Annotated in this window: 17 protein-coding genes; 7 read left to right on the top strand and 10 right to left on the bottom strand. The window is 59.4% G+C overall.

What is annotated here, in order from left to right; genetic code table 11:
• Positions 1-11 precede the first annotated feature (11 nt).
• From CKW38_RS25045 to CKW38_RS25035, 3 genes are all read left to right on the top strand, one after another.
• Positions 12-416 (top strand): hypothetical protein, encoded by a 405-nt coding sequence (locus CKW38_RS25045; protein WP_016987493.1) that lies wholly within the window; start codon positions 12-14, stop codon positions 414-416.
• A gap of 208 nt (positions 417-624) precedes the next feature.
• A complete protein-coding gene (locus tag CKW38_RS25040; RefSeq protein WP_095114133.1) occupies positions 625-837 on the top strand; it encodes a type II toxin-antitoxin system HicA family toxin in 213 nt (70 codons plus the stop codon).
• The gene (locus CKW38_RS25035; RefSeq protein WP_038363904.1) at positions 837-1241 is read left to right on the top strand and encodes a type II toxin-antitoxin system HicB family antitoxin; all 405 of its coding nucleotides are present in this window, start codon (positions 837-839) and stop codon (positions 1239-1241) included. The genes CKW38_RS25040 and CKW38_RS25035 overlap by 1 nt, the downstream gene beginning before the upstream one ends.
• Positions 1242-1310: 69 nt before the next feature.
• Here CKW38_RS25035 and CKW38_RS25030 read toward each other — a convergent pair whose 3' ends face one another.
• Entirely contained in the window at positions 1311-2498 is a 1188-nt protein-coding gene (locus CKW38_RS25030) for an MFS transporter (protein ID WP_007919947.1), read from the bottom strand.
• A gap of 241 nt (positions 2499-2739) precedes the next feature.
• Here CKW38_RS25030 and CKW38_RS25025 point away from each other — a divergent pair, with 241 nt between their 5' ends.
• Positions 2740-3351, top strand: coding sequence for a DUF5666 domain-containing protein (locus CKW38_RS25025; RefSeq protein ID WP_095114132.1), 612 nt, complete (start codon positions 2740-2742; stop codon positions 3349-3351).
• 255 nt (positions 3352-3606) lie between these two features.
• On the opposite strand, the gene CKW38_RS25020 is transcribed toward CKW38_RS25025, so the two are convergent.
• From CKW38_RS25020 to gcl, 8 genes are all read right to left on the bottom strand, one after another.
• Positions 3607-4605 (bottom strand): sulfate ABC transporter substrate-binding protein, encoded by a 999-nt coding sequence (locus CKW38_RS25020; protein ID WP_007950301.1) that lies wholly within the window; start codon positions 4603-4605, stop codon positions 3607-3609.
• Positions 4606-4709: 104 nt separating this feature from the next.
• Entirely contained in the window at positions 4710-5534 is an 825-nt protein-coding gene (locus CKW38_RS25015; RefSeq protein ID WP_038363916.1) for an ion transporter, read from the bottom strand.
• A gap of 21 nt (positions 5535-5555) precedes the next feature.
• The gene (locus CKW38_RS25010; protein ID WP_095114131.1) at positions 5556-6470 is read right to left on the bottom strand and encodes an urea transporter; all 915 of its coding nucleotides are present in this window, start codon (positions 6468-6470) and stop codon (positions 5556-5558) included.
• A gap of 140 nt (positions 6471-6610) precedes the next feature.
• The gene (pyk, locus tag CKW38_RS25005; RefSeq protein WP_095114130.1) at positions 6611-8026 is read right to left on the bottom strand and encodes a pyruvate kinase; all 1416 of its coding nucleotides are present in this window, start codon (positions 8024-8026) and stop codon (positions 6611-6613) included.
• Positions 8023-9297: a glycerate kinase gene (locus CKW38_RS25000; RefSeq protein WP_095114129.1), complete on the bottom strand. Its 1275-nt coding sequence runs from the start codon at positions 9295-9297 to the stop codon at positions 8023-8025. Before CKW38_RS25000 ends, pyk begins: the two co-directional genes overlap by 4 nt.
• Before the next feature lie 170 nt (positions 9298-9467).
• Complete coding sequence (locus CKW38_RS24995; protein WP_007919937.1) at positions 9468-10361, bottom strand: 2-hydroxy-3-oxopropionate reductase; 894 nt, start codon at positions 10359-10361, stop codon at positions 9468-9470.
• A gap of 143 nt (positions 10362-10504) precedes the next feature.
• Positions 10505-11287 (bottom strand): hydroxypyruvate isomerase, encoded by a 783-nt coding sequence (gene hyi / locus CKW38_RS24990; protein WP_016987505.1) that lies wholly within the window; start codon positions 11285-11287, stop codon positions 10505-10507.
• Between the two features lie 192 nt (positions 11288-11479).
• Entirely contained in the window at positions 11480-13255 is a 1776-nt protein-coding gene (gene gcl / locus CKW38_RS24985; protein WP_007919935.1) for a glyoxylate carboligase, read from the bottom strand.
• Positions 13256-13523: 268 nt separating this feature from the next.
• Here gcl and CKW38_RS24980 point away from each other — a divergent pair, with 268 nt between their 5' ends.
• Both CKW38_RS24980 and CKW38_RS24975 read left to right on the top strand, forming a co-directional pair.
• Positions 13524-13964, top strand: a complete 441-nt coding sequence (locus CKW38_RS24980) for a heme-binding protein (RefSeq protein ID WP_007919933.1) — start codon at positions 13524-13526, stop codon at positions 13962-13964.
• Positions 13965-14176: 212 nt separating this feature from the next.
• Positions 14177-14635 (top strand): transposase, encoded by a 459-nt coding sequence (locus CKW38_RS24975; protein WP_095114128.1) that lies wholly within the window; start codon positions 14177-14179, stop codon positions 14633-14635.
• 102 nt (positions 14636-14737) lie between these two features.
• Here CKW38_RS24975 and CKW38_RS24970 read toward each other — a convergent pair whose 3' ends face one another.
• A complete protein-coding gene (locus CKW38_RS24970) occupies positions 14738-15343 on the bottom strand; it encodes a TetR/AcrR family transcriptional regulator (protein WP_007919931.1) in 606 nt (201 codons plus the stop codon).
• 135 nt (positions 15344-15478) lie between these two features.
• On the opposite strand from CKW38_RS24970, the gene CKW38_RS24965 reads away from it, so the two are divergent.
• On the top strand, positions 15479-16393 hold the full coding sequence (locus CKW38_RS24965; protein ID WP_095114127.1) for a DUF808 domain-containing protein: 915 nt from the start codon (positions 15479-15481) through the stop codon (positions 16391-16393).
• Positions 16394-16464: the final 71 nt, after the last annotated feature.

Genomic DNA, 16464 nt, shown 5'->3' with positions numbered 1-16464 from the left:
AAAGCACCGCCATGCACACCATCGCCCGAATCACAGTCCTCACACTGGCCCTGGGCTTGAGTGCATGTGCGGTGCAACGACCGGAACCGACGACGAATTTGCCGCCAATCCCGCCGTCGCAACCAAGCCCGACCCCGTCGACTTCGCCGACGCCTGGCAAAAGCATCCCGGCGAAACCGGCCAAACCGGTGCCGCGCACCTCGGCCAGCTTCGCCCCGCCACCGGGCGGCAACAGCCACTGGGACCAGAAACTCGGCGTCTACGTCCTCGACGACCAGACCAACACCTTCTACCGCCAGCGCACCTACTACCGCTGGAACAACGGTTGGAGCCGCTCCGTCAGCCCTAACGGCCCGTGGGAAGACACCAACATCCACGGCGTGCCACCGGGGTTGGGCAAGCAATTCGGGCAGTAAATGAAAACGGCGATCTTCGGATCGCCGTTTTGCTGTGTGCCTGTTGGGTTCTCACAGAAATTGCTCATGGAAGTGCTGCACAGCGCTCAGGGTTTAGCAGTTTCAATCACACCCTGTAAAACAACCAGACGTCGTTCTGCCAATTTCTGTGCTTGAGTAAATATAACCCTAGAGTTATTTTTGTGAGACCAAGGCAAGGAGGCGGTTGGTGCAGAGCAGGCTATTGATCAAGGAGCTGGAGGAGGCAGGCTGGACGCTGGATCGGGTCACCGGCAGTCATCACATCTTCAAGCACCGATACAACCCGTACACGATTCCCGTCCCACATCTGAAAAAGGATTGGCCGTTGGGAACGGTCAAAAGCATCAGGCGGCGTGCCGGGTTGTACAACCCGCCAGCCAGTTTCGAAGGAGATCCGTAATGCAATATCCAATCTGTATCGAGTGGGGAGACGAGAACACTGCCATCGGTATTCAGATCCCCGATATTCCCGGCGCCGTTACGGCAGGGGACAGCTTTGAAGATGCCTACAAGGCGGCGGTCGAAGTCGCCCATATCATGCTGCAGGAGATTGCGGCGGACGGGGAGTCGATTCCTATGCCGACTTCGGCATCCGCTCATCGCAGTAATCCAGAATTTGCCGAGATGGGCTGGGGCATGCTTGAGCTGGACATTTCGCCCTATCTCGGCAAAACCGAAAAGGTCAACGTAACGCTGCCCGGTTACGTGATTCAGCGCATCGACCGTTACGTGCGCGAACACAACGTCAAAAGCCGCTCCTCCTTTCTGGCCGATGCGGCGATGGAAAAGCTGGTTCGATATTAAGCCTCATCGCTCCCCCAGGCTAAATGAATAACCTGTGGGAGCGAGCCTGCTCGCGAAGCTTTTGCCGCCTTACGCTGCTGCCAATGAACCACGCTGCGAAACACTCAAAAACCGCAACAGCGCCAACAGCGGAAAAACACTGCCGACAATCACGATCCACAACCAGCCGCCATGCTCGTACACCGCACTGGCCACCGACGAGCCGAAGGCACCACCGATGAAGATGCTGGTCATGTACAGCGCGTTCAGACGGCCACGGCTTTTCGCGTCCAGTGAGTACACCGCACGCTGGCCGAGGACCATGTTCATCTGTACGCAGAAGTCGAGCACCACGCCGGTCACGGCCAGGCCGATGACGCTGTAGGCCGGGTGGATGAAGGCGGGCAGGAAACTCAGGCTGGCGAAGAGCATGGCCAGCAGCGAGGCGATGCGGGTGTGGCCGGCGTCGGCCAGGCGTCCGCTGATCGGCGCGGCGATGGCACCGATGGCGCCGACCAGGGCGAAGATGGCGATTTCGCTTTGCGACAAACCATGGTTGCGCGCCAGTTCCAGCGGCACGGCGGTCCAGAACAGGCTGAACGTGGCGAACATGCAGCCCTGATAAAACGCCCTTTGGCGCAGTACCGGTTGCTGGCGCAGCAGAGTCCACAGCGAACCGATCAACTGACCATAGGTGGCGCTGTGATCAGGCTGGCGTTTGGGCACGGTCAACGCCAATACAACGCTGATCGCTGCCATCAATGCGGCGGCAATCATGAACATCGCGCGCCAGCCCAAATGGTCGGCCACCACGCTCGACACCGGCCGTGCCAACAGAATACCCAGCAGCAAACCACCCATGATCCCGCCGACCACACGACCGCGAGACTCTTCCGGCGCGAGATGCGCTGCCAGTGGAATCAGAATCTGCACCGACACCGAACTGAAACCCACCAGGAGCGAGATCAGCAGGAACACATTCGGCTGATCGGTAAACGCCGCCGCCAACAGGCTGGCGATCGCCACCACGGTGGTGATGATCATCAACCGGCGGTTCTCCAGCAGATCACCCAGTGGCACCAAAAAAAACAGGCCCAGCGCATAACCGATCTGCGTCAGCGAGACGATGAAGCTGGCCATGGTGTCGGAGAGACCGATGTCCGGCGCGATCAGGCCGATGATCGGCTGCGCGTAGTAGATGTTGGCAACGATGGCGCCGCAGCAGAAGGCGAACAGCAGCACCATGCCTCGGGTCATTGCGTGAGTGGTGGCGGTCATAAGGTTTCTCGATCCAGCGAAAGGGAATGCGGTGAGGCTATGGGACAAACCCGATGGGCAGAAGGCGCCTTCGGTCGATATCAGTTATTCCGTTGCGCAATGACCGTGGCTGTCGCATGTCATCCATCGGCGAACCTTGCGTCCGACCGTCAGGGGGCGATGATACATTCACTTACATCCTGTTCGATAGCGTGCTTATGTTTGCATTGGCTTGTACAACATTGATGACCGGAGGATTGCAATGAAGCTTCGCCTTACTGCAACGATTGTTCTGATCAGCCTGCTGGGCGCGACGAGCGTGCAGGCCGCTGATGCACCGGGGATGCGCCTCGGCGTGCGCGGCGAGATTACCGGGGTCAGCGCCGATTCACTGAAAGTCCACGTCAACAGCGGCGAGAACGTGGTGATCCGGTTGACAGGCGACACCAAGGTTCGCGCGGTCACCCTGGCCAATATCGAAGACATCAAACCCGGCAGTTACATTGGTTCGGCGGCGATGCCACAGGAGGACGGCACGCTCAAGGCGCTGGAAGTGCATGTGTTTCCGCCGGAATTAGCCGGAAGTGGCGATGGTCATCGACCGTTCGATCTGGCTAAGGGCAGCAGCATGACCAATGGCAGCGTCGGCGATCTGGTGGTGAGCAACGGGCGGGTGCTGACGGTGAACTACAAGGGCGGGCAGCAGAAGATTCTGGTGCCGGAGGATGTGCCGATCGTGAATCTCGAGCCGGGGGATCGGAGCTTGCTGAAGGTTGGGGTGAAGATTGTTACGTTCGTCACGCAGGGTGCGGATGGCACGCTGACGGCGCAATCGATTTCTGCGGGTAAGGATGGGGTGACGCCGCCGATGTAAAAGCCCCTCACCCTAGCCCTCCCGAAACGTCGGACCGCCCGGAGGTAGAGGGGACTGATTGGGGGATGCTTGAGAGGTACACCGACCTGAACTTGCTTCAGTGAATCCATAATCGACTCGATATTTCAGGTCGATGTCTGACGCCAGACACTTCGGTCGGCCCCCTCTCCCTCTGGGAGAGGGCTGGGGTGAGGGTAAAGCGGCCACAAAAAAAGGCGACCTCAGTGGATCGCCTTTTTCACGCCTGCTTAAACCTTACTGCCCGCTATAAATCTGATCAAAAACCCCACCATCATTAAAGTGGGTCTTCTGCACCGTACGCCAGTCACCAAAGGTCTTCTCCACCGAGAGGAAATCAACTTTCGGGAAACGATCGGTGTACTTCGCCAACACCGCCGGATCACGCGGACGCAGGTAGTTTGCCGCCGCAATTTCCTGACCTTCCGGCGACCACAGGTACTTCAGGTACTCATCCGCCGCCGCGCGCGAACCTTTCTTGTCGACCACTTTATCGACCACCGATACCGGCGGCTCGGCCTCAGCCGAAACACTCGGGTAGACGACTTCAAACTGATCACGACCAAACTCGCGAGCAATCATTTCCGCTTCGTTTTCGAAGGTCACCAGCACGTCGCCGATCTGGTTGGTCATGAAGGTCGTGGTGGCGGCGCGGCCACCGGTGTCCAGTACCGGCGCTTGCTTGAACAGTTTGCCGACGAAATCCTTGGCCTTGTTCTCGTCACCACCATTCTTCAGCACGTAACCCCAAGCCGACAGATAGGTGTAGCGGCCGTTACCCGAGGTTTTCGGGTTTGGCACGATCACTTGCACGCCGTCCTTGAGCAGATCCGGCCAGTCTTTCAGGGCTTTCGGGTTGCCTTTGCGCACGATAAACACCGTGGCCGAGGTGAACGGCGCGCTGTTGTTCGGCAGACGCGTGACCCAGTTCTCCGGCACCAGTTTGCCGTTGTCGGCGAGGGCGTTGATGTCGGTGGCCATGTTCATGGTGATGACGTCAGCCGGCAGGCCATCGATCACCGAGCGCGCTTGCTTGCTCGAGCCGCCGAAGGACATCTGCACGGTGATGTTTTCGTTGTGCTCGGCCTGCCAGTGTTTCTGGAACGCAGTGTTGTAGTCCTTGTAGAAATCGCGCATCACGTCGTAGGAAACGTTGAGCAGCGTCGGGGCTGCCTGAGCGATGTTGGCCAAGGCCAGACCGGCGGCGAGAAGTGAGGCGCCAAAGAGTTTTTTCACTGCGCATTCCTTGTTTTATCTGTGTAGGAGCAGGGGGTGATGTTCAATTGCCACTGACTATAACGGGGTGCGCATAGTCGTTTAAAGATTAAAAAGCTCTTTGCTTATTCCAGTTTCTTGAACAATGCATTGCCGCATCGCGAGCAAAACGCCGCACCATGTTCATGGCTGTTTTTCTTGCACACCGGGCAGTCGTGTTGCAGCTGTTCACCGCGCATGGCGTTGGCCAGTTCGGCGGTGAAAATCCCCGTCGGCACGGCGATGATCGAGTAACCGGTGATCATCACCAGCGACGAAATCACTTGGCCCAGCGGGGTCTTCGGCACGATGTCGCCGAAACCCACGGTGGTCAACGTGACGATCGCCCAATAGATGCCTTTGGGAATGCTGGTGAAACCATGCTCCGGGCCTTCGATCACATACATCAACGTGCCAAACACCGTCACCAAGGTGCAGACGCTGACCAGAAACACGACGATTTTCTGCTTGCTGCCGCGCAGCGCCGACATCAGGTAATTGGCTTGCTTGAGGTACGGGCTGAGCTTGAGCACACGGAAAATCCGCAACATGCGGATGATCCGGATAATCAGCAGGTACTGCGCATCGCTGTAATACAGCGCAAGGATGCCCGGCACGATTGCCAGCAAATCCACCAGCCCGTAAAAGCTGAAGGCGTAGCGCAACGGCTTGGGCGAGCAGTACAGGCGCAGGATGTACTCACCGAGAAAGATGATCGTGAAGCCCCACTCGATGTAGGCCAGCACGTTCGCGTAGTTCTGGTGAATGCTGTCGATACTGTCGAGCATCACGATCACCAGACTGGCGAGGATGATCAACAGCAGGATGCCGTCGAAGCGACGCCCGGCGCGGGTATCGCTCTGGAAAATCATCACGTAAAGCCGTTCGCGCCAACTGTTGCTGCTGTCCATGGATAACGCCTGAATCGAAGATCAGCGCAGCCTAGGTTGATTCTCCCCATGAGCGCAAGGCGCACGCTCGACGACGGCTTTGCCAAGCATCTGGATGCCGGCGCGGATCAGCCAGCAAGCGAGGATGAACGGCGCGGTCAGGGTCGCAAGGCCAACCGCCGCAAACAACGGCGTAACCAGCAACGCGAGGACGATGCCGAGCAGCGGCAGCCACGGTTGTTGGCGTTGCGCGGAGAAGGCGAGGGCGGCGAGCACGGCGTTATAGCTGCCGAGACCGAGCAAAGCGGCGCTGGTTTCATGGTGCAGCAAGCTGGAGCCGAGGCCAATTGCCGACGCCAGCAGCGCCCAGCAAAACGCCCGGCGATCAGCGATCAGCAAACCGGCGGCGATCAAAGCGCCGGCCAGTGGATGACCGAGGAACATCACCTGGCCCAAGCCACGCAGTTCGGCGGCAAGCAGGTTCAGCGTGTTCAACTCGACATGCGCGACAGGCGCCGACGGTTCGGCGAATAGCAGCAATACCCAGCTCATCGCCACGAACGGCGAGGTGTAGGCCGGTATGGATCGACTGCTGTACACATGTTTGAGCCATTGTTGCGTGACCATTGCGCTCAAGCCGCCGGCGGCGAGAATCAGCGGCGGCAGCAGCGGCGACCACGGGAAATACAGGCTCAGCAACAGACCGAGCAAGATGCCGTTGTAGCTGAACAGTCCAGCCTGGCGATCAGCCTTGGCGTAGTTGCGCCGTTGTGCGGTGAGCAAACCGGCGACGGCACCGAGCAGCGCACCGGCGAACAGCACAGGTGCGGTCAGCAGGATCGCCAACAGGCACAGCAGGCCGCACAGCGGATGGCGCTGGAGGAATATCTGACTGAAACCGTTGAGCAAAGCCTCGGCCCAGTCGGGGCAGTGGGTGTTGAAATGATTGGCAGGCATGTTGAGAAAATCTGGGCAGCTGATCGTTCCCACGCTCTGCGTGGGAATGCCTCAAAGGACGCTCTGCGTCTGCTCTTGGGACGCAGAGCGTCCCGGGCCGCACTCCCACGCAGAGCGTGGGAACGATCATGGTGGGGGGCTTAAATCAATGTTTCGATCCGCAGCGAGTTAGTCGAGCCCGGCTGGCCGAACGGCACGCCAGCAGTGATCAGCAGCGTGTCGCCACGCTCGGCCATGCCTTGGGCCTGGGCGATTTCCAGCGCGGTTGAGCAAACCTCATCGACCTGACGCAGACGATCGTTGACCACCGAATGAATCCCCCACGCCACGCTCAAACGCCGTGCGGTTTGCAGGTTCGGCGTCAGGTTGAGGATCGGCGCTTTCGGCCGTTCCCGCGCTGCACGCAGACTCGAGGTGCCCGATTCGCTGTAGTTGACCAGCACCGCCACCGGCAGCACGTTGCTGATGCGCCGGATCGCGCAACTGATCGCATCGGAAACGGTTGCCTCGGCTTTCGGCCGACTGACATCGAGCTGCGTCTGATAATCCGGACCGTTCTCCACCTGACGAATGATCTTGCTCATCATCTGCACAGCTTCCAGTGGGTATTCGCCGGACGCGGTTTCCGCCGACAGCATTACCGCGTCAGCGCCTTCGGCCACGGCGTTGGCAACGTCCGTTACCTCGGCGCGGGTCGGAGCAGGGGAGAAGCGCATCGATTCCAGCATCTGCGTCGCCACCACCACCGGTTTGCCCAGTTCGCGGCAAGTGGTGATGATGTTTTTCTGAATCTGCGGCACGCTTTCGGCCGGCACTTCGACGCCGAGGTCGCCACGGGCAACCATGATCGCGTCGCTCAATTCAGCGATTTCGCGCAGTTGTTCAACGGCTGACGGCTTCTCGATTTTCGCCATCAGAAAGGCTTTGTCGCCGATCAATGCGCGGGCTTCGATGATGTCCTGTGGGCGCTGCACAAACGACAGCGCGACCCAGTCCACACCCAGTTCCAGGCCGAAGCTCAAATCGCGGCGATCCTTGGCGGTCAGCGGGCTGAGGTCGAGCACCGCTTGCGGCACGTTGACGCCTTTGCGGTCCGACAATTCGCCGCCGTTGAGCACGGTGGTGTCGATCGCGTCGGCGTATTTGGTCACCACGCGCAGACGCAGCTTGCCGTCGTCGAGCAGTAGATCCATGCCGGCTTCCAGCGCGGCAATGATCTCCGGATGCGGCAGGTTTACTCGGCGCTCATCGCCCGGTGTCGCGTCCAGATCCAGACGGAAGGCCTGACCGCGATGCAGTTGCACCTTGCCGTCGGCGAACTTGCCGACGCGCAGTTTCGGCCCCTGCAAGTCCATCAGAATGCCCAGCGGATAGTTGAGCTGACGCTCGACTTCGCGGATCCACTGATAGCGCTTGGCGTGGTCGGCGTGATCGCCGTGGCTGAAGTTCAGGCGGAAGATATTCACCCCGGCCTCGACCAGTTCGCGGATGTCTTCGATGCCATCGACAGCTGGCCCGAGGGTGGCGAGGATTTTGACCTTTTTATCAGGCGTCATGATTTGCAGCTCTCAAGGATCAGAATGGCGCGGAAGTCGTTGACGTTGGTGCGGGTCGGCTCGGTGACGATCAGCGCATCGAGCGCCGCGAAATAGCCGTAGCCGTTGTTGTTATCCAGCTCGTCGCTGGCGCTCAAACCGAGGGCGGCGGCGCGGGCGTAGCTGTCCGGGGTCATGATCGCGCCGGCGTTGTCTTCCGAGCCGTCGATGCCGTCGGTGTCACCGGCCAGCGCATAGACGCCGGGCTGGCCCTTGAGGCTGTCGGTGAGGCTGAGGAGGAATTCGGCGTTGCGTCCGCCACGGCCATTGCCGCGCACGGTCACGGTGGTTTCGCCGCCGGAGAGAATCACGCACGGTGCTGCCAATGGTTGACCGTGATGGATGATCTGGCGGGCGATGCCGGCATGGACTTTCGCCACTTCGCGCGACTCACCTTCGAGGTCGCCGAGGATCAGCGTGCTGAAACCGGCCTGACGGCATTTCACCGCCGCCGCATCCAGCGATTGCTGAGGACGGGCAATCAACTGGAAGTGGCTGCGCGCGAGCGACGGATCTCCGGGTTTGACGGTTTCCGACTCAGGGCTTTGCAGCCAGTTGCGCACTGAAGCGGGGATCTCGATGCCGTAGCGTTTGATGATCGCCAGCGCTTCAGCGGAAGTGCTTGGGTCGGCCACGGTCGGGCCGGAAGCGATGACCGTGGCGAGGTCGCCCGGTACATCGGAAATCGCGTAGGTATAAACAGTGGCAGGCCAGCAAGCCTTGCCCAGACGCCCACCCTTGATCGCCGAGAGGTGCTTGCGCACGCAGTTCATCTCGCCGATGGTCGCGCCGGATTTGAGCAGGGCTTTGTTGATCGACTGCTTGTCGGCGAGGGTGATGCCTGCGGCCGGCAACGCCAGCAGGGCAGAGCCACCACCGGAGAGCAGGAAGATCACGCGGTCGTCTTCAGTCAGGTTGCTGACCAGTTCGAGCACGCGTTTGGCTACGGCCAGGCCGGCAGCGTCCGGTACCGGATGCGCGGCTTCGACCACTTCGATTTTTTCGCAGGGGGCGCCGTGACCGTAGCGGGTTACAACCAGGCCAGATACTTCACCTTCCCAGCAGCGCTCGACCACTTGCGCCATCGCGGCGGCAGCTTTGCCGGCACCGATGACGATCACCCGGCCGCTACGGTCGGCGGGCAGATGGGCTTCAAGGACCTGGTTCGGATGGGCCGCGTCGATGGCTGTGGCAAACAGCTCGCGCAGCAGTTGTTGCGGATCGACCGACATGGCGGGCTCCCGGAATTCTTGTTATTGGGATGGAGCGACAACGGTGCAGCGACGCGGTCCTTGTGGGAGCTGGCTTGCCAGCGATTCAGGCACCGCGGTCGTTCAGGCAGACCGAGTTGATGCCATCGCGGGCAAGCCCGCTCCCACAGGGAGCGGGCCAGAAGCGCAGATTATTTGTTATCGCGAATCGAGAAGTTGGCCATGTGTTCCAGACCTTTGATCAGCGCCGAGTGGTCCCAGTTGCTGCCACCGATCGCTGCGCAGGTGCTGAACACTTGCTGGGCGTTGGCGGTGTTCGGCAGGTTGATGTTCAGTTCCTTGGCGCCTTGCAGGGCCAGGTTCAGGTCCTTCTGGTGCAGGCTGATGCGGAAGCCTGGATCGAAAGTGCCTTTGATCATGCGCTCGCCGTGCACTTCGAGGATCTTCGAAGAGGCGAAACCGCCCATCAGTGCTTCACGCACTTTGGCTGGATCAGCACCGTTTTTCGAAGCGAACAGCAGGGCTTCAGCGACGGCCTGAATGTTCAGCGCAACGATGATCTGGTTGGCGACTTTGGCGGTTTGACCGTCGCCATTGCCACCGACCAGAGTGATGTTCTTGCCCATGGCCTGGAACAGCGGCAGGGCGCGTTCGAAGGCATCCGCGTCACCACCGATCATGATGCTCAGGGTCGCGGCTTTGGCGCCGACTTCACCACCGGAAACCGGTGCGTCGAGGTACTGCGCGCCTTTCTCGTTGATCTTCGCCGCGAAAGCCTTTGTGGCGGTTGGCGAGATCGAGCTCATGTCGATAACGATTTTGCCTTTGCTCAGGCCGGCGGCAACACCGTCGGCGCGGAACAGTACGTCGTCGACCTGTGGGGTATCCGGGACCATGACGATGATGAATTCAGCTTCCTGCGCGACTTCGCGCGGGTTGGCCAGGGCGACGGCGCCAGCGGCGACCAGGTCGGCCGGGGCGGCGTCGTGGTGCGCCGACAGGAACAGGCTGTGACCGGCTTTCTGCAGGTTCGAAGCCATTGGGTGGCCCATGATGCCGGTGCCGATAAATCCGATTTTAGCCATGAGAAAATCCTCTTGTTTTTATAAACAGCCGTAGGAGCTGCCGAAGGCTCGGGCCGCGTTCGGACGATCTTTTGATCTTGACCTGTAAAAACAAGATCAAAAGATCGCAGCCTTCGGCAGCTCCTACAGGGTCATGTGTTCGTTCAGATTGCGTTGTGGGTTTTCAGCCAGCCGAGGCCTGCTTCGGTCGTGGTCAGCGGCTTGTATTCACAACCCACCCAACCCTGATAACCGATGCGATCAAGGTGTTCGAACAGGAAGCGGTAGTTGATTTCACCAGTGCCGGGTTCGTTGCGGCCCGGGTTGTCCGCGAGCTGCACATGGTTGATCTCGCCCAGATGCGATTGCAGGGTGCGGGCCAGATCGCCTTCCATGATTTGCATGTGATAGATGTCGTATTGCAGGAACAGATTGGCGCTGCCGACCTGCTCGCGAATCGACAGGGCTTGCGCCGTGTTGTTCAGGTAGAAACCCGGGATGTCGCGGGTGTTGATCGCTTCCATCACCAGTTTGATGCCCGCTGCCTGTAGCTTGTCGGCGGCGTATTTCAGGTTGGCGACGAAGGTTTTTTCTACCGTGGCATCGTCAACGCCTTGTGGACGAATACCGGCCAGGCAGTTGATCTGGGTGTTGCCCAGCACTTGCGCATAGGCAATCGCCAGATCGACACCGGCGCGGAACTCTTCGACCCGATCCGGCAGGCACGCGATACCGCGCTCGCCCTTGGCCCAGTCACCGGCCGGCAGGTTGAACAGCACTTGAGTCAGACCGTTGGCGTCGAGCCTGGCCTTGATTTCGGCAGAGCTGAAGTCGTACGGGAACAGGTACTCGACACCGCTGAAACCAGCCTTGGCGGCGGCGTCGAAACGGGCAAGGAAATCCTGTTCGGTAAACAGCATGGACAGGTTGGCTGCGAAACGCGGCATGGTGGTCTCCTAAAAACGGATGTGACACGGTGGGTCAGATTGTTCGCGATCAGTCCCCTCTCCTGGGGGAGAGGGTTAGGGTGAGGGGGACCCTGAGTCTGATCCGAATTTTGCGAGCACCGCAAAACCTTTCCCTCACCCCAGCCCTCCCGAAACGTCGGACCGCCCGGAGGGAGAGGGGGCTAGCTACGTTCAATCAAGCAGCGAAATCGCCGTTGGCGCATCGTTGCCGACCAGCGCCAGGTCTTCGAATTCGTTGACGGCGTTGATCTCGGTGCCCATGGAGATGTTGGTCACACGCTCCAGAATGATCTCGACGATCACCGGCACCTTGAACTCTTCGATCATCTGTTCGGCCTTGCGCAGGGCAGGGGCGATTTCCGATGGTTCGAACACACGCAGTGCCTTACAGCCGAGGCCTTCAGCCACTGCGACGTGGTCAACACCGTAACCGTTGAGTTCCGGCGCGTTCAGGTTATCGAAGGACAGCTGCACGCAGTAGTCCATTTCGAACCCGCGCTGGGCCTGACGGATCAGACCCAGGTACGAGTTGTTCACCACGACGTGGATGTATGGCAGTTTGAACTGAGCGCCGACCGCCAGTTCTTCGATCATGAACTGGAAGTCATAGTCCCCCGACAGGGCCACGACTTTCCGGCTCGGATCGGCCTTGACCACGCCCAGCGCAGCCGGAATGGTCCAGCCCAACGGGCCGGCCTGACCGCAGTTGATCCAGTGACGCGGCTTGTAGACGTGCAGGAACTGCGCGCCGGCAATCTGCGACAGACCAATGGTGCTGACGTAGCAGGTGTCCTTGCCGAACACCTGGTTCATTTCTTCGTAAACGCGTTGCGGTTTTACCGGCACGTTGTCGAAGTGGGTCTTGCGATGCAGGCTGGCTTTGCGCTGCTGGCAGTCTTGCAGCCAGGCACTGCGGTTTTTCAGCTTGCCGGCGGCTTGCCATTCACGGGCCACTTCGATGAACACGGTCAGCGCAGCAGCGGCGTCGGAAACGATGCCCAGATCCGGGGTGAACACACGACCGATCTGCGTGCCTTCGATGTCGACGTGAATGAACTTGCGACCTTCGGTGTAAACGTCAACCGAACCGGTGTGACGGTTAGCCCAACGGTTACCGATCCCCAACACCACGTCGGATTTCAGCATGGTGGCGTTGCCGTAACGATGCGACGTCTGCAGACCGACCATGCCGACCATCAACGGGTGATCGTCCGGGATGGTGCCCCAGCCCATCAGGGTCGGGATCACCGGGATGCCGGTCAGTTCAGCGAATTCAACCAGCAGATCGCTGGCGTCGGCGTTGATGATGCCGCCGCCGGCAACCAGCAATGGACGCTCAGCCTGATCAAGCAGCGCCAGAGCTTTTTCAACCTGAACGCGGGTCGCGGTCGGCTTGGCCAATGGCAGCGGCTGGTAGGCGTCGATGTCGAATTCGATTTCGGCCATCTGCACGTCGAACGGCAGGTCGATCAGCACCGGGCCTGGACGGCCGGAGCGCATTTCGAAGAAGGCTTTCTGGAACGCGTAAGGCACTTGGCCCGGTTCCAGAACAGTGGTCGCCCACTTGGTCACTGGCTTGACGATGCTGGTGATGTCGACAGCCTGGAAGTCTTCCTTGTGCATACGGGCGCGGGGTGCCTGGCCCGTAATGCAGAGGATTGGAATCGAGTCGGCCGAGGCGCTGTAGAGCCCGGTGACCATGTCGGTACCGGCAGGGCCGGAAGTGCCGATGCACACGCCGATGTTGCCGGCCTTGGTGCGGGTGTAGCCCTCGGCCATGTGCGAGGCGCCTTCAACGTGGCGAGCAAGGACGTGATCGATGCCACCGACTTTCTGCAAGGCGGAGTACAGCGGGTTGATGGCAGCGCCCGGGATGCCAAAAGCGGTATCAACCCCTTCACGGCGCATCACCAGAACGGCGGCTTCGATTGCTCTCATTTTGCTCATGGTTTTGTGCCTCTTTACGTTTTGTAATTGTATACAAGTGGCTTTGCGCAGAGTGTATTCACGGCGGACGGCGCAGGTCAATCCATTTTCTCAAGCGCCTGTTTCATTCGTCGGAAGCCTGTCTGAGTGTGGCTTTTCGTCGCATGTGGCGCTTTTCGAGAATTATTGTATACAAAAAAATAACTCATTGTGTTCTATTTGTTGCATCGGCCTGCGGCAGAAAACCGCAGGCCCACGACTTTCCCTATAACAAAATGAGGACGGCACCATGAGCGCTTTAACCTTGAAAGTCGCAGTCAACCTGGTCAATCAGGCCATCAATGCAGGGCGCGGCATCAACGCCGCGCCGCTGACCATCGCGGTACTCGATACCGGCGGCCACCTGATCACCTTGCAACGCGAAGACGGCGCCAGCCTGCTGCGCCCGAACATCGCCATCGGCAAAGCCTGGGGCGCCATCGCCCTGGGCAAAGGCTCGCGCCTGCTGGCACTGGATGCACAACAACGCCCGGCGTTTATTGCCGCGCTGAACAGCATGGGCCAGGGCAGCGTCGTGCCGGCACCGGGTGGTGTGTTGATTCGGGATCAGGCGGGGAATGTGCTGGGTGCGATCGGGATTAGCGGGGATTTGTCGGACATTGATGAGCAGGTGGCAATTAAAGCTGTGGAGGCGTTGGAGTTGCGGGCGGATGCGGGGGTGGCTGCTTGAATCTGCGTTGATTGAATAACCGCTATCGCGAGCAGGCTCACTCCTACAGGAATTTTTGTTCAGACACAAAATGTATGAACACCCCAGATCCCCTGTAGGAGTGAGCCTGCTCGCGATCGCTATCTACCAGACACATCCAGCCAACAGTTGACCGCTCCATTTGTCTTTCCCGGTACTAGCCTTTTCATGACCTGATCACAGAGGGCAAAGGAATGCCGGATCTACCTGCAGCACATAAATTGCGAGTCGGGCGCTATACCGAAGTCAGTCGAATCTATCTGTTAACCAGCACCACTTATCAACGAAAGCCGATTTTCACGGATTTTGCCTTGGGAAAACTGGTCGCTGATCAATTTCGACACGCGCAAGATTCGGGGCTGGTGAACTCATTAGCCTGGGTAGTGATGCCAGATCATTTCCATTGGCTGATTGAATTGCGACGAGGTTCATTGAGTGAGGTGATGCAAAAAACCAAATCGCTGAGTACCAAGGCTGTCAGGCAAGCTTCCGGTGGAAACAGCGTTCTCTGGCAGAGAGGGTTTCATGACCGCGCGCTGAGACGGGAAGAAGACCTGGTGAAGATGGCGCGTTATGTCGTGGCCAACCCGTTGCGGGCCGGGCTGGTGGAGAAGCTTGGCGACTATCCGCTGTGGGATGCTATTTGGGTTTGAGCTGAAACCGCGTTGCCTCGATCGCGAGCAGGCTCACTCCTACAGGGGAACGCATTCCAAATGTAGGAGCGAGCCTGCTCGCGATGGCGTCTCCACGGTGTTTCAGTCCGGCTCACACCCCTTCAACACCAACCGGATAATCGTCTGTGCCGCCGCTTCATAATCCGCCTCGTCCAGCTTGTCCTTGCCGGTCACCGCAGAAATCTGCCAGTCGAAGTCGGCGTAGGTCTGGGTCGCGGCCCAGATGCTGAACATCAGGTGATTAGGGTCGATCGGGGCGATCTGGCCGCGGTCGATCCAGCTCTGGATGCAGTCGATGTTGTGCTTGGCCTGGCCGTTGAGTTGCTCGACCAGATCGGCGCTCAAATGTGGCGCACCGTGCATGATTTCGCTGGCAAATACTTTCGAGGCGAAGGGCAGGTCGCGGGAGATGCGGATCTTCGAGCGGATGTAGCCACTCAGCACTTCGCTCGGTACGCCGTCCGGATTGAACGGGGTCGAGGCCTGCAAAATCGGCACGATGATGCTTTCCAATACCTCGCGGTAAAGGTTTTCCTTGGACTTGAAGTAGTAGTAGACGTTGGGCTTGGGCAATCCCGCCTTGGCGGCGATGTCGCTGGTTTTGGTCGCAGCGAAGCCCTTGTCGGCAAACTCCTCACTGGCGGCACGCAGGATCAGTTCTTTGTTGCGCTCGCGGATTGTGCTCATAAACCCGGTGGTTCCTTGCCTGTTCTGGCGGTTGCGCATGGTAGCACCGGCCTCGCGCAGCGCTCAACAATGCCCCATGTGGCCTGCGGTCGCGTTATGCTTCGCAACATTCATACATAAAAGGAAACAGGATTCATGGCAGGAAGCAGTTTGCTGGTGCTGATCGACGATATTGCCACCGTGCTGGACGACGTGGCGTTGATGACCAAAATGGCTGCCAAGAAGACCGCCGGGGTGCTCGGCGATGATCTGGCGCTCAACGCCCAGCAGGTCTCCGGCGTGCGTGCCGAGCGGGAAATCCCGGTGGTCTGGGCCGTGGCCAAAGGTTCTTTCGTCAACAAATTGATCCTCGTGCCGTCGGCGCTGGCGATCAGTGCGTTCGTACCGTGGCTGGTAACACCGTTGTTGATGGTGGGTGGTGCGTATCTGTGTTTCGAAGGTTTCGAGAAGCTTGCGCACAAGTTTCTGCACAGCAAGGCTGAAGACGAGGCCGAACATGCGCAACTGACTGAGGCGGTAGCTGATCCGGCGACCGATCTGGTGGCGTACGAAAAGGACAAGATCAAAGGCGCGATTCGCACTGACTTTATCCTTTCGGCAGAGATTATCGCCATCACTCTGGGCACCGTGGCAACGGCCTCGCTGACTCAGCAAGTGATCGTGATGTCCGGCATTGCGATTGTGATGACGGTGGGCGTTTATGGCCTGGTGGCGGGCATCGTCAAACTCGACGATCTCGGCCTGTGGCTGACGCAAAAGCCTGGGCAGGTCGCTAAGAAAGTCGGCAGCGGCATTCTGAGCGCGGCACCGTACATGATGAAAACCCTGTCGGTGGTCGGTACGGCGGCGATGTTCCTGGTCGGCGGCGGCATCCTCACCCATGGCGTGCCGGTAGTGCATGACTGGATTGAAGGCGTTGGTGCGGCAGCCGGTAGTGCCGGGTTTGCGGTGCCGATGTTGCTTAATGGTGTGGCGGGGATCATCGCTGGCGCGGTGGTGCTGGCGGTGGTTGCCGTTGTCGGCAAGATCTGGAAAGCCCTGAAAAACTAATCAACAACACATAACCTTTGTAGGAGTGTTGTGCCATTGAAAAAGGGCCATTCGACTCGCATCGAATGGCC

The sequence above is a fragment of the Pseudomonas sp. Irchel 3H7 genome (genome assembly GCF_900187605.1).
In the GTDB taxonomy this organism is placed as follows: domain Bacteria; phylum Pseudomonadota; class Gammaproteobacteria; order Pseudomonadales; family Pseudomonadaceae; genus Aquipseudomonas.
Note: the sequence above shows the minus strand (reverse complement) of the source record. Positions and strands in the feature narration are given on the sequence as shown.

Excerpts from the sequence above, each read along its gene's own strand:
- CKW38_RS25045 (WP_016987493.1), top strand. The coding sequence starts at position 12 with ATGCACACCATCGCCCGAATCACAGTCCTCACACTGGCCCTGGGCTTG.
- CKW38_RS25035 (WP_038363904.1), top strand. The coding sequence starts at position 837 with ATGCAATATCCAATCTGTATCGAGTGGGGAGACGAGAACACTGCCATC.
- CKW38_RS25030 (WP_007919947.1), bottom strand. The coding sequence starts at position 2,498 with ATGACCGCCACCACTCACGCAATGACCCGAGGCATGGTGCTGCTGTTC.
- CKW38_RS25025 (WP_095114132.1), top strand. The coding sequence starts at position 2,740 with ATGAAGCTTCGCCTTACTGCAACGATTGTTCTGATCAGCCTGCTGGGC.
- CKW38_RS25015 (WP_038363916.1), bottom strand. The coding sequence starts at position 5,534 with ATGGACAGCAGCAACAGTTGGCGCGAACGGCTTTACGTGATGATTTTC.
- CKW38_RS25010 (WP_095114131.1), bottom strand. The coding sequence starts at position 6,470 with ATGCCTGCCAATCATTTCAACACCCACTGCCCCGACTGGGCCGAGGCT.
- pyk (WP_095114130.1), bottom strand. The coding sequence starts at position 8,026 with ATGACGCCTGATAAAAAGGTCAAAATCCTCGCCACCCTCGGGCCAGCT.
- CKW38_RS25000 (WP_095114129.1), bottom strand. The coding sequence starts at position 9,297 with ATGTCGGTCGATCCGCAACAACTGCTGCGCGAGCTGTTTGCCACAGCC.
- CKW38_RS24995 (WP_007919937.1), bottom strand. The coding sequence starts at position 10,361 with ATGGCTAAAATCGGATTTATCGGCACCGGCATCATGGGCCACCCAATG.
- hyi (WP_016987505.1), bottom strand. The coding sequence starts at position 11,287 with ATGCCGCGTTTCGCAGCCAACCTGTCCATGCTGTTTACCGAACAGGAT.
- gcl (WP_007919935.1), bottom strand. The coding sequence starts at position 13,255 with ATGAGCAAAATGAGAGCAATCGAAGCCGCCGTTCTGGTGATGCGCCGT.
- CKW38_RS24980 (WP_007919933.1), top strand. The coding sequence starts at position 13,524 with ATGAGCGCTTTAACCTTGAAAGTCGCAGTCAACCTGGTCAATCAGGCC.
- CKW38_RS24975 (WP_095114128.1), top strand. The coding sequence starts at position 14,177 with ATGCCGGATCTACCTGCAGCACATAAATTGCGAGTCGGGCGCTATACC.
- CKW38_RS24970 (WP_007919931.1), bottom strand. The coding sequence starts at position 15,343 with ATGAGCACAATCCGCGAGCGCAACAAAGAACTGATCCTGCGTGCCGCC.
- CKW38_RS24965 (WP_095114127.1), top strand. The coding sequence starts at position 15,479 with ATGGCAGGAAGCAGTTTGCTGGTGCTGATCGACGATATTGCCACCGTG.